This is a genomic window from Nostoc sp., assembly GCF_036919495.1.
Taxonomy (GTDB): Bacteria; Cyanobacteriota; Cyanobacteriia; order Cyanobacteriales; family Nostocaceae; genus Nostoc.
Genome location: NZ_JBALBZ010000219.1, coordinates 1 through 12,258, shown reverse-complemented (window position 1 = coordinate 12,258; position 12,258 = coordinate 1). Strand labels below are relative to the sequence as shown.

Sequence of the window (12,258 nt, the reverse complement as noted above, 5' to 3'; positions counted from 1 at the left end):
GTCCTGATTGAGCAAGAAAATCCTGAAAGTGGTGAATTAATCGGTCGTTCAGGTAGATTTTCCCCAGAGGTTGATGGCCTGGTGTATGTCAAAGGCCAGGCAAAATTAGGAACCATCGTGCCAATAGCGATTCACCACGCTGATACATACGACCTCTATGGTCAAGTAGTCAATAACTAAATTGTCATTTGTCTTTTGTTCTTTGTGCTTTATTAAATGACCCTTACAGATTCATCCTTCTACTAAGGTCAATGCTGCATTAATAGCAGTTTTCATGAGGGTTTACCTGAAACTTTGGCGGATTTAGCCCGCCCTTGGCTCACTAATAGCCAATGACTAATGACTAATGACTAATCACTAATGACTAATGACTAATCCAAAATCCTTAGATAAAATTTAGGACGAATTAATGACTCTTTCATTTCAAGAATTAGGCATTTCCCAAGAACGTGTCGAACAACTAGAAAAAATCGGTTTTACCGAACCCACTAACATTCAAGTGCAAGCAATTCCCCAATTGCTAGGCGGTCGTGATGTAGTAGGTCAATCTCAAACAGGAACAGGCAAAACGGCAGCATTTTCACTGCCTATTTTAGAGCGGCTAGATATTAATCAAAAAGCCGTGCAAGCCATAGTTTTAACGCCAACTCGTGAATTAGCGATGCAAGTTCACGATGCGATCGCCCAGTTCATCGGTAATGAAGGATTGCGGGTGTTAGCAATCTACGGTGGTCAATCAATTGATCGCCAAATGTTACAACTAAAACGTGGCGTTCACATGGTTGTGGGCACTCCAGGACGGGTAATTGATTTGCTCGATCGCGGCTGTTTAAAGCTGGATCAAGTGAAGTGGTTTGTGTTGGATGAAGCCGATGAAATGTTGAGCATGGGCTTTATTGATGATGTGATAAAAATTCTCTCTCAAGCGCCTGTAGATCGCCAAACAGCTTTATTCTCCGCAACAATGCCACCATCGATTCGGATGCTGGTGAACAAGTTCTTGCGATCGCCTGCAACTGTCACCGTTGAACAGCCAAAAGCTGCTCCCAACAAAATCAATCAAGTAGCTTACCTGATCCCCCGCCACTGGACAAAAGCCAAGGCTTTACAGCCAATTCTGGAAATGGAAGATCCAGAAACAGCTTTAATCTTTGTCCGCACCAGACGCACAGCCGCAGAACTCACCAGTCAGTTACAATCTGCTGGTCACAGTGTCGATGAATACCACGGGGACTTGTCGCAACAAGCGCGGGAACGGTTATTGATCAGATTCCGTAACCGTCAAGTTCGCTGGGTGGTAGCAACTGATATTGCAGCACGAGGCTTAGATGTCGATCAACTCTCCCATGTGATCAACTACGACTTACCCGATAGCGTAGAAACCTACGTCCATCGCATTGGTCGTACTGGTCGTGCTGGTAAAGAAGGAACAGCAATTTCTTTAGTACAGCCATTTGAGCGGCGCAAGCAGCAAACATTTGAACGCCATAACCGCCAAAGTTGGCAATTGCTGACCATTCCCACACGCGCCCAGATTGAAGCGCGACACATTCTGAAATTGCAAGAACAGGTGCGAGAAGCTTTGACAGGTGAGCGTTTGGCTTCATTCTTGCCAATTGTCAGCGAACTGATTGAAGAATACGATGCTCAAGCGATCGCCGCAGCTGCACTGCAAATCGCTTACGATCAAACTCGTCCCGCTTGGTTGAGTTCAGACGTGGAAATTCCCCAAGAGGAATCCTCCGCTCCCAAACCAAGACTCGGTAAGCGCCGTGAATCTTCGAGCGATCGTCCCCGTTCTGCATGGAAATCAGATAGCAGCAATGGAGAAGAAAGACATTCTTCTCCCAAGCCCAAACTGCGGACAAGTGGACAGGATTCTTCTGCATCTCCTAGTAAAAAGATAGGTTCACCTACAGCTAGGGAATCAGCTTCTTAGTCTAGAGTTAATTAATTTTGGATTTTAGATTTTTCCTTTAATCCAAAATCCAAATCTAAAAATTAGCAAAGTTGAGAGTTGAGAGTTGAGAGTTAAGAGTCAAGAGTTAAGATTTTGACTTTATACTCTTGACTTTTTGGCTTTTTTAGACGGTTTAAAAATACTACAGCCAAGGACGACTAACTTGTTCTAATTCTCCAATTTCATCGTCGCTCAATTTCCAGCCCAAAGCACCAACATTCTGCCGTACCTGTTCGGCTGTCTTCACCCCAGCTATCGGAATAACGTTACCTTGAGCAATTAACCAGTTGAGAGCAACTTGGGCAGGAGTGCGATCGTATTTTTCTGCGAAGTTGCGTAGCAAAGATATAACTGGGGCAATTTTTTGCAGCCCTTCTTTCTTAAATCGCGGGTCTATTTTCCTTGCACCAGTGGGGATTTCAGTACTATCAATACTATACTTCCCAGTAAGTAATCCCTGTGCTAGAGGACTGTAAGCTAAAATAGTCACACCCAACTCACGGGCAGTTGCGATAATACCTTTGCTTTCAACTTGACGAGTGAGTAAAGAATAGCGCACTTGGTTTACAGCCAAAGGCACTCCCCGGGCCGCCAATATTTGATGCGCGTCCCGCATTTGCTCTGCTGAGTAATTGCTCACACCGACTGTAGCAATTCTACCCCGCTTCACTTCATCCGCTAGAGCATTCATCAAAGTTTCTTGGCTTAAAAAGAAAGCAAAAGGCCAATGCACTTGGTACAGGGCTATTCGATCAAGTTGTAGGCGTTTGAGACTCTCTGTTAAAGCATCAGAGACGGATTGGGCTGTAAATCGCCACGGTACAGGGCCAAATTTTGTGGCTATTTGCACAGGTTGTTGTGTCTGTTGCAGAAATTGTCCCAAAAATTTCTCGCTCTTTCCCATTCCGTAGATTTCAGCAGTATCAAAGAAGGTAACACCAGCCTCTAAGGCTGCTGTAAAGGCTTCTTGTAACTGTTCTGGACCATAGCGATCGCCATAATTCCAAAATAGTTTATCACCCCAAGCCCAAGTGCCTATGCACAAGGGTGTAACAGATGGGCCATTTTGCCCCAATGTGATGGTTTCCACGGCTGCAAAATTTAGTTTATTTACATTTCTTTACTTTTATAGTCTATCGTTACAGATTAAGGTTGGGTATGGGGAAGTTGATGTGGTATTTAAGAGAGTGCGATCGCTATCAATTACCCACAACTATTGATTGTGGGTAGTGGGTAGGCGTAGCCCGTCATAGATATCGCAGTTTGCATAAAAATTTACAAATTACACCTGACAATATATCTATTCTCAGAATTAAGGGAGGTTCTTAGCCTCCCTTTTATAATAGTTGAGTGTATTTACTTGTATTTATGAATTAGATGATTTATCCTGCTTGGCTTTTTTGATTAATTCCATGTAGACATTAATCTCACTAATTTCTACGTCATGCTCAACTCTAGTTACTTTCCATCTTTCCTTTTTTAGGTAAACTTCCTCTCCTACTCTGGGAGTAAATTGGAGATCGTAGAATTTTTTTAGAAAATCTTTTTGATTTTCTTCCCATAATATTACTTTGACTGGTTCTTTAGTCATTGCTTATGCCTTTTTGATTACTAGATGAAGCTAAGTAGTTTGATGACATACATACGGCAAGTTTATCTTACTAATTCAATGGAATAGCGTAGTTAAAACCACATTTTCACATTGATATTTTTATCTGGCTTGATTGTATCCGATAAAGTTACAGCACAATACCAGAAATTTAATAAAAGTTACGATTAGGTTTACTTCAAAATCTTTTATCAGTCAGGCAGTATTTACTGCTATTTTGAATACAAGTCTATCAACAGTTCAAAAGTGGGAAATCGGTCAGAAGTGTCGTATTGGCAATGCTCTTAAGCTGTTGTATCTAGTTAATAAATGGAGATTTAATAGCGTGATTTATTAAGGGGTTAACCCTGGACAATCTGCACTTATAGTCAGAGTTTATCCAAAGCTCAATACTACTAATGATTTACGTTATAAACAAACACAGCTAGAAAATATAAAAAGTAATACATAGTTTTAGTATTCCCCAACTCAAGCGAAAATTTAGTTGTCCAGGACGCAGCATAACAATTTTTCAAGGTAGTAAGTGTAGAAGTGTTATGCAAACTTTAGAGACTTGAGTCCCATCCTACCAAGTTCCAACCCCGATGAAGTTATGAACATCTTAATCTGTCATATTTTGGCGCGATCGCTCTGGAAACCATAAAAATGCAATTGAGGATTTTAATCAAGCTCTCCTCATTTTGCAAAAATATGACAACAGACATGAAATGTCCATTCTATGTGTTTTGCTGTGCGGCGATCTGGACAGCTTCTATATCAACATTGAGGTGTTGAGCAATCTGTTCCACACTCATCCCTGTTTTTAGTAACAGAGGGACGGTAAGTTTCAACATTTCAGCTTCCCGTTCTTCTCGACCCTCTTCTCGACCTTCTTCCCGACCCTCGGCTTTCGCTTCCTGATAAACTCTTGTTTGCTCCAAAGTGAGTCCTAGCATAGCTTCAACTTCCTCTCTACTCAAGGTCGAAAACTTATAAACGGCAATTGTGGTGATGATGTCTAGTATTTCGTTTTTCGGCAGTGTGTCCGTTTCCTCTAATTTTACCCGCTCAATCAATTGCTTTGCTTGCTCTGCCATCACTTCATCCGATGCTAGAGTCAATTGCATTAAGTTGATGCCTATTGGCTGCTGATTAGTCGCGCCTAACTCATCTAAATAGATTCGCTGCACTTGGTCGCTGTTGAGAAATATTCGATGAGTTTTTTGATCGCTTGGTTCCAAAGAGCGTGATGGAAAAATTACCACACAGAACCAGTCATCGTACTGAAAACGATTCCGGTTCAGGTACATCAGCGATTCGGTAAAGAACCGATGGTAAAGAGCTTCATCTCTTTGGAATTGAACTTCAGCAAAAAAGATCGCTTTGGATGTTGCATCCTCTGGAGGTAAAAACACACCATCGATGCGAAAAGCGGTTTCTTTAACTTCAACTGATTCAAATCGATAGTTTTGCCCTTGCAGAGGAGGATTATCAACCAGTTCAAAAAGTAAACCAGGAAAACGCTTAAAAATTTGATAGTAAATAGAGTCTCGTTTCACTACTTCATCCTAAAATTCTCTCGTTATGCGTAGGCCTAGCCCGTCGTAGACATCGCGGATTACAACCAAGCCATAAAGATTAATCCTAACTTGGCGCTAATCGAGGCGTATAACTGCTTGCCAAATAACTGCGATGCCTGTGGCGGGCGTTCGCGTAGCGTCTCGAAGAGAAGCCATCGCAACTTCCACTTTTCATTCGCTGATTTAGAGCGGGTAGGGTTTATCTTTATTTAAAGAGAGAGATTAAATCCTAATAAATCATACGAAAAAGTAGCTATGGCAAGTGGTGAAGTATTTGATACCAAAACAAAATCCCTATCTGTGCCAAGGGTAAATCTGCTGACCATGTTCCGGCTAGGTTTATTTCAGATGGGGTTGAGCATGATGTCAATTTTGACTCTGGGGGTACTCAACAGAGTCATGATTCAAGAAATAGCAATTCCGGCGACGCTAGTTTCAGTAGTTCTAGCACTACCCTTATTTGTTGCTCCTTCGCGTGTCTGGTTCGGTCAGATTTCCGATGCCAAGCCGTTATGGGGATACCACCGCACAGCTTATGTTTGGGTGGGCGCGGCAATATTTGCGATCGCAGCCTTTTTAGCTATACAAGTAATGTGGCAGATGAATCTTGCTGGAAATAGTGCAGGTGCTTGGGTATGGACAACCCAAACAATCGGTTGGACAGCACTTTTGGCTTTAGTTTTTGCTGTATACGGTCTAGGAATTTGTGCTAGCGGTACTGCTTTTGCTGCTTTATTAGTGGATATATCTGAAGAAGATAACCGTTCTAAAGTAGTCGGTGTGGTTTGGTCGATGCTAATGGTGGGGATTATTGTTGGGGCAATTATTAGTGCCAGCTTGCTGAAACAGTTAACGCCAGAAGCAACCGTAGAAACCTTGCAGTCAGCAATCAACAGATTGTTTACTATCGTCCCAGCAATTGTATTTGGTTTAGCGATCGCAGCCACATTCGGTGTAGAAAAAAAGTACTCCCAATACTCAACCCGTTCCACTCTGGTGAACCGGGAAGACAGTATTACTCTAGGCAATGCTTGGAAAATATTGACAGCTAGCCCACAAACAGGTATATTTTTCACCTTTTTACTGGTCATGACTATCAGTTTGTTTATGCAAGACCCAATTTTGGAACCTTATGCGGGTCAAGTGTTTAAAATGCCCCTAGCGGAAAGTACCAAATTAAATATTTTCTATGGAACAGGTCTACTAATTGCCTATGGCGTTACAGGGTTTTACATTGTCCCGCGTTTGGGTAAGCGCAGAACTGCACGTCTAGGCTGTATGTTGGTAGCATTCTGTACAATATTGCTGGGTATATCAGGATTCACAGCTAATGCAGCAGTTCTCAAACTAGGTTTGTTCTTGTTCGGTTTAGCCGCAGGTTTCTTAACTACAGCAGCAATTAGCTTGATGTTGGATCTTACCGCAGCAGAAGCGGCAGGTACGTTTATTGGGGCATGGGGATTAGCGCAGTCCCTTTCTAGAGGTGTGGCGGTAGTCATCGGAGGTACAGTTTTGGATATTGGACGCAAGTTTTTACCAAGCCTAGAGTTAGCTTATGGACTTGTATTTGTTCTAGAAGCTGTGGGAATGGTGCTATCGATTTGGTTTTTGAATCGGGTGAACATCACAGAATTTCAAACAAGTACCAAGCAAGCGATCGCCTCAGTTTTAGAAAGCGATTTAGACTAAACTGTATAGGGCATGGGGCATTGGGCATGAGACAAATAACCAATGACCAATGACCAATGACCAATGACAAATGACAAATGACTAATAACCAATGAATGATTTTTGGACAACAATTCTAGATTTTGCTCAAACTACCACTACCAGAGTCGGCAAGCAGCTAATGCAAGATTTTGGGAAAGTACAGGCTGACCAAAAAGCTGATGGTAGTTTGGTGACGCAAGCAGATAAATGGGCGGATCAGGAAATTCGGGATGCGTTAGCGAAGCTTACCGAAGGTATCGCTTCTAATTTCTCTGGTTACGGCATTTTGACCGAAGAGAGCGATCAGTCATTTCCTGGTACTGAGTGGTGCTGGGTAATTGACCCTCTAGATGGCACAACCAACTTCACACGCGGTATTCCCATCTGGACAATATCTCTGGGTTTACTGTATCGAGGCACACCCATTTTTGGTTATGTTTACGCACCAACCTTGAATCAAGCTTTTCATGGTTTCTGGGCAGGTTCATCTGGTTTAGCAACACCAACAGGAGCATTTCTCAACAACCACCCCATCCATACTAGTATAGATAGTCCCAGCAACAATCACTTTTTTAACCTCTGTTCCCGTAGCACCGCAGCTATCAAAAACGGCTTTCCTTGCAAAATTCGGATGTTGGGTGTGGCTAGCTATAACTTTTTGACAGTTGCCACTGGGGCTACTCTCGGTGGTATTGAAGCGACACCAAAAGTTTGGGACTTAGCCGGGGCTTGGGTAATTGTCCAGGCTGCTGGTGGGGTATGGTTCTCGCTGAAGTCAGAACCATTTCCCTTGTCACCGGGAGAAGATTATAGCGATCGCTCTTTTCCCACCCTTGTAGTTAGTCGCCCCGAATTAATTCCGGTATTTCAACCTTTTCTCGAAAGCGTAAAAATTTAATATAATAATTTATTGTGTATCTAACACACTAATTTTGTTAACTAGCCTAGTGAGCGGCGACATAGCCGAAATTAAAGTAAAGAAAGTCCTAGTCAGACAGAGAAATAAAGCTGGTAATAATCCTGCTTTTAGTGCAATAACAGTGTAGCAACTAATTTAAGTACAGTTGTGGCTTCCATCACACTGCTTAACTTAGTATAAATAATTTTATGTTGTCTAATCTAGATTTAATTCGAGAGTTTGTGCAAAACTCTATTCATAAAAAAGAAGTTTTGTTGTCAAATCCTGCTTTGACAGCCCAAACAGTCTATAACACTAACCAACTGATAGCAAAAGCCGAAGGTGTGATTGCCACCGTCCAGCTATCTAAGACACTATCTGAATTCTCGATTTCTCCAAAATCATCCCAGTGGGAATTGATAAATCAGGCATTAGCAGAATCTAGTTATCTCCTTAAAGGAGAAGTGGATAGTCGGGGTTTCTATCAGTATCAATACTGCGAAGTTCCCAAAGGTTATGAGATGCACTGTACTAAATGTGTACTTTTATGGCGAGCTTGGTGGAAATATCGCAAGTATACTTCAAGACTAGGGATTCCGTTGGAGCTTCTGATTAGAAAACGAGATTCATGGTATCCAATTAGAGATTTAATTATTAGCGACGGACTTCTTTATATCAAAACTTTAGGAAGTGAGATAGCACTTGACTCAGACGATCTGGTTACTTGGTTAAGCAAAGTTGATACAACCAATATTATTAAAGAAATACCTACTACAGAGACATAGGCATGGGTAGAGGCATACTTTTGTACTCCCATACAACCAATTGATTATTTTGTAAAAATTTTTGAAAGTCGTATGACAAAATAATTCGGCAAAGGACGTGAAGAGAAATGAAAGGACTTTGGCTCGAAAACAACCAATTGCAATTACGCACCGATATTCCTATTCCTGAACCACCACAAGGAGAAGCTTTAGTGCGCGTCTTGCATGCGAGTATCTGTAACACTGACCTGGAACTACTTAAAGGCTACTATCCCTACACTGGTATTTTAGGGCATGAATTTGTCGGTGTTGTTGAACAAGGGCCAGAACACTTAGTTAACCAACGTGTAGTTGGAGAAATCAATGCTGTTTGTGGGCATTGTCGGTTTTGTCTTACTGGACAACCAACTCACTGCGAAAATCGCACAGTTCTTGGTATTGTCAACCGAAATGGAGCCTTTGGTGAATATCTCTGTTTGCCGATAGAGAACTTACATTTAGTACCTGATAATGTGCCAACAGAAGTAGCAACATTTACTGAACCTATAGCAGCAGCTTTAGAAATTCAGCAGCAAGTGGCATTGCATCCAAATGATCGGGTGCTAGTGGTTGGAGATGGCAAACTAGGGCAGTTAGTAGCCCAGACACTTGCCTTAACTGGCTGTGAACTTTTAGCTGTGGGGCGTCATCGAGACAAACTGGCTAATTTAGAGGTACGAGGGATTAAAACGAGTCTAGTCGACACTGTTACAGATGGATATTTTGATATCTCAGTAGAATGTACTGGCAACCCGGAAGGATTTGCGATCGCCCGTCGCGCTCTACGTCCCCGTGGTACATTAGTGCTTAAAAGTACTTATGCTGGCAACCTCAGCCTGGATGTTTCATCCTTAGTAGTGGATGAAATTACCCTCATTGGCTCTCGGTGTGGCCCCTTTCCCCCAGCCCTCCAGCTACTAGCTACAGGACAAGTTGATGTGCAACCTCTCATTCATGCCAGTTACCCCCTCATTGAAGGGCTTGCAGCTTTTGAACATGCTCAGAGTCGTGGTGTTTTAAAGATATTGTTAGAGATTGGTCAATTGTGATTGGGCATTGGGCATTAGGCATTGGGCATAGTTATTCTTCTCTACTCCTCTGCTTCCCCCAGTAGCGAATCCCTAATATAAATAAGGATTCGTCTTCGGTTGATAGTCCAAACAATGGATTGCTTCTTCTGTATTGGCAATAGATGGGCGTACAGTACATTTAAGACGGTAATTGTCGGTAAAAAATTGGCAACCACTACAGGGGATTTGATGCATTTGTTTGGCTGTAGTTACACTATCTCGCGCCGCCGTCCAGAGACTCAAAACAGCGAGAATTGTTACAGTCCAAGCAACGACAAAGCAAATGGGGACTAAAAAAGGTTGAATCCCATGAATAAGGAAAGATATCAGTTCCAACACAGCATTTCCTGATACAAATTAGGAGCTAGAAGTATATTAACTCCTAACTCCTACTTCCTAACTTCTTACTATGGAAGTATCATTTAAATGCCAGCATGACCCAGCGCTAAACCAGTGACAAGCATTCCTAGAACAAGGAACGGTTGGGCGCTCGCTTGGTACTTAACATCATTTTTCACGGGGTCACGCAGGAAATACATATCCTGTAATGTGATTTGCGGAATAATTAAGAGTATTAGTATTGTTGCATACAAATTCTCATGGATGCTGACGAGATAAGCAGCTATTAATCCTTGAAATACATCAATAGTTACTACACAAATCCATGCCGCAGTAGTGATACCAAACATTACGGGTAGTGAATTTAATCCTAGCTGGCGATCGCCTTCTACACTCTTGAAATCATTGACGATAGCAATACCCAATCCAGCCAAGCTGTAGAACATTGTCAAAATTACGATTGTGGAATTGAGATCGCCAAATAAAGCGTGTCCTGTAGACCAAGGTAGGGTGATATAGCTTGCACCCAAGGCGTAGCTACCTAGCCAACCGTTTTGCTTTAGTTTCAGAGGAGGTGCAGAATAAATGTAGGCGATGAAAGAACCTATGATCGCGATCGCTGTAATTGTCGGAAATTCATGACCAGACCACACATCCAGCGCAAATGCCAAAGCAATACCAGCAATTAGTAATACCCAAATCTGAATAATTACCTGGGGTAGGGGAATTGCCCCAGAGGGAATCGGGCGATAGGGTTCATTAATGGCATCGATTTCGCGATCGTAGTAATCATTGAGGATTTGGGTGTAACCTGTCATTAATGGCCCAGCCAGCAGCATACAGGTTGCTACCTTCAACACATTTTCTAGTGTCCAAGTATAGTTACCAGAAGAAGCCGCACCACAGACTACGCCCCAAATTAGGGGAATCCAGGTAATCGGCTTCATTAGCTGCAAACGAATTTTCCAAATTGAAGTTTCCCCAGACGCTGCACCTTTCATCCCCAGCAGTTGCCTAGTTTTCGCACTGCGATCGGCAGATGCCATTGCTTTTTCGCTGGAATTATTTACCACTGAGTCTAATGCCTCAGCTGGGTTAGGGTCTGGGGTAATGGGAGTTGATTCTGACATAAAGCGTATTTTTTTTAGAGTAAGGAGTTAGAAGTTATAAATTATTGTTTTATTCCTAACTCCTGACTCCTAACTCCTAACTAAATTAAAACGAAATTATCAAATAATTATTTTGAAACTTTGCTCCAGCAACGGGTCTGCCACTGAGAGCCGGAGGTAAGGGAATATTTCGTCGCTGATCTCCTGCTTCTACCGTGACTTCTGGGCCATATTGGGTAAGCTTGACTTGCTTTTTGTCAAAACCTGGCAAGAATAAGCGTACTTGACGATTGTGGATGTCTATTTCAATTGGTTTGGGAGCCTGTAGAGCTTGTGCTTCAAAATTGGGTAGGGCGTCTATTAGTGGTTGCCAGTCACCTGTTGACGAGTCGGGAACAACGCTCACAGGTAAAGGGATAAATTCCTGTGACAGGTTGGCATTAGTCTCAGTAGACACAAGCAGAACACCACCAACAGTTAAACCAATTTGTTGAGCACTACCCCATAAATAACGAGCATTTGCTATCTCAATCGGATCTTCTGTGGTAACTAAGAAAGCAGTGAGACGCTTAGGATCAGCAAGAGCGGCTCTCCCTTTTTCTAAGAAATTATTAACTTGGTTAGTGGGTGCTGCAAAGTTATCTGCTGTCCAGTTGATATTGAAAAAGCTGCTAATGAGCGGCTGAATTAAGGGTGATTCAGTAATCGTCTTACCCAAATCGGAGTTGACAAACAATTGCCGAAATCGCCGGATATACCAACTGAGAGATTCTGGCAAACCCAACATCCGCAATGTTAAAGAGTCACCCGTGCCATCATAGACGATCGCATCATATTTGCCACTGGCATCATATTCGCGGATAGCATTCAGGGCTAGGGCATTGTCCATCCCCGGCAATACTACCAGTTCTTGACCAAAAACATCTTTGAATATGGGCGTGCGGAGATATTGCGCTTCAAGTTTCTTTATTTCGTCCCAATTGCGTTCTAGTAGTACAGATGCTTGAAACTGGACTACTTGCAATTTGGGAGCGATTTCTTGGGGATCGGCTGCAATGGGAGTACCGAGCAGAATTGACAATGTTGGTTCTGCTTGTCCTGCGAGGAGTACGCGCTTGCCTTGACTTGCCAATAATTTGGCGGCGGCGATCGCAATTTTGGTACGAGCGGTGCCGCCTTTGCCCAAAAATGTCAATATTAG

The 12,258-nt window shown here is 42.6% G+C and carries 12 protein-coding genes; 6 read left to right on the top strand and 6 right to left on the bottom strand.

Annotation, left to right across the window (positions count from 1 at the left end; translation table 11 throughout):
• The coding region (locus V7K25_RS31445) for a TRAM domain-containing protein (RefSeq protein WP_335163830.1) at positions 1-180 on the top strand (180 nt) is incomplete at its 5' end.
• A gap of 229 nt (positions 181-409) precedes the next feature.
• The gene (locus V7K25_RS31440) at positions 410-1,939 is read left to right on the top strand and encodes a DEAD/DEAH box helicase (protein ID WP_335163828.1); all 1,530 of its coding nucleotides are present in this window, start codon (positions 410-412) and stop codon (positions 1,937-1,939) included.
• Positions 1,940-2,102: 163 nt separating this feature from the next.
• On the opposite strand, the gene V7K25_RS31435 is transcribed toward V7K25_RS31440, so the two are convergent.
• The 3 genes from V7K25_RS31435 to V7K25_RS31425 form a co-directional block, all read right to left on the bottom strand.
• A complete protein-coding gene (locus V7K25_RS31435; protein WP_335163826.1) occupies positions 2,103-3,050 on the bottom strand; it encodes an aldo/keto reductase in 948 nt (315 codons plus the stop codon).
• A 276-nt stretch (positions 3,051-3,326) separates the two neighbouring features.
• On the bottom strand, positions 3,327-3,551 hold the full coding sequence (locus V7K25_RS31430; RefSeq protein WP_292715583.1) for a hypothetical protein: 225 nt from the start codon (positions 3,549-3,551) through the stop codon (positions 3,327-3,329).
• 734 nt (positions 3,552-4,285) lie between these two features.
• Entirely contained in the window at positions 4,286-5,107 is an 822-nt protein-coding gene (locus tag V7K25_RS31425; RefSeq protein ID WP_335163824.1) for an Rpn family recombination-promoting nuclease/putative transposase, read from the bottom strand.
• A 276-nt stretch (positions 5,108-5,383) separates the two neighbouring features.
• On the opposite strand from V7K25_RS31425, the gene V7K25_RS31420 reads away from it, so the two are divergent.
• The 4 genes from V7K25_RS31420 (at position 5,384) to V7K25_RS31405 (ending at position 9,588) form a co-directional block, all read left to right on the top strand.
• Entirely contained in the window at positions 5,384-6,817 is a 1,434-nt protein-coding gene (locus V7K25_RS31420) for a BCD family MFS transporter (protein WP_335163822.1), read from the top strand.
• A 91-nt stretch (positions 6,818-6,908) separates the two neighbouring features.
• A complete protein-coding gene (locus V7K25_RS31415; protein ID WP_335163820.1) occupies positions 6,909-7,736 on the top strand; it encodes an inositol monophosphatase family protein in 828 nt (275 codons plus the stop codon).
• A gap of 209 nt (positions 7,737-7,945) precedes the next feature.
• Positions 7,946-8,521 carry a hypothetical protein gene (locus tag V7K25_RS31410; RefSeq protein ID WP_335163818.1) on the top strand — a complete coding sequence of 192 codons (576 nt, stop codon included), beginning with the start codon at positions 7,946-7,948 and terminating at the stop codon, positions 8,519-8,521.
• A gap of 107 nt (positions 8,522-8,628) precedes the next feature.
• Complete coding sequence (locus tag V7K25_RS31405; RefSeq protein ID WP_335163816.1) at positions 8,629-9,588, top strand: MDR/zinc-dependent alcohol dehydrogenase-like family protein; 960 nt, start codon at positions 8,629-8,631, stop codon at positions 9,586-9,588.
• Between the two features lie 72 nt (positions 9,589-9,660).
• On the opposite strand, the gene V7K25_RS31400 is transcribed toward V7K25_RS31405, so the two are convergent.
• The 3 genes from V7K25_RS31400 to V7K25_RS31390 form a co-directional block, all read right to left on the bottom strand.
• A complete protein-coding gene (locus tag V7K25_RS31400; protein ID WP_335163814.1) occupies positions 9,661-9,948 on the bottom strand; it encodes a hypothetical protein in 288 nt (95 codons plus the stop codon).
• 83 nt (positions 9,949-10,031) lie between these two features.
• Complete coding sequence (gene chlG / locus V7K25_RS31395) at positions 10,032-11,078, bottom strand: chlorophyll synthase ChlG (protein ID WP_335163812.1); 1,047 nt, start codon at positions 11,076-11,078, stop codon at positions 10,032-10,034.
• Positions 11,079-11,163: 85 nt separating this feature from the next.
• Positions 11,164-12,258, bottom strand: a 1,095-nt coding sequence (locus V7K25_RS31390) for a Get3/ArsA fold putative tail anchor-mediating ATPase NosAFP (RefSeq protein ID WP_335163810.1), incomplete at its 5' end; no start/stop codon positions are given.

What these genes read in the sequence shown, in the direction of transcription:
- V7K25_RS31410 (WP_335163818.1), top strand. Translation starts at nt 7,946, where the DNA reads ATGTTGTCTAATCTAGATTTAATTCGAGAGTTTGTGCAAAACTCTATT.
- V7K25_RS31405 (WP_335163816.1), top strand. Translation starts at nt 8,629, where the DNA reads ATGAAAGGACTTTGGCTCGAAAACAACCAATTGCAATTACGCACCGAT.
- V7K25_RS31420 (WP_335163822.1), top strand. Translation starts at nt 5,384, where the DNA reads ATGGCAAGTGGTGAAGTATTTGATACCAAAACAAAATCCCTATCTGTG.
- chlG (WP_335163812.1), bottom strand. Translation starts at nt 11,078, where the DNA reads ATGTCAGAATCAACTCCCATTACCCCAGACCCTAACCCAGCTGAGGCA.
- V7K25_RS31440 (WP_335163828.1), top strand. Translation starts at nt 410, where the DNA reads ATGACTCTTTCATTTCAAGAATTAGGCATTTCCCAAGAACGTGTCGAA.
- V7K25_RS31415 (WP_335163820.1), top strand. Translation starts at nt 6,909, where the DNA reads ATGAATGATTTTTGGACAACAATTCTAGATTTTGCTCAAACTACCACT.
- V7K25_RS31430 (WP_292715583.1), bottom strand. Translation starts at nt 3,551, where the DNA reads ATGACTAAAGAACCAGTCAAAGTAATATTATGGGAAGAAAATCAAAAA.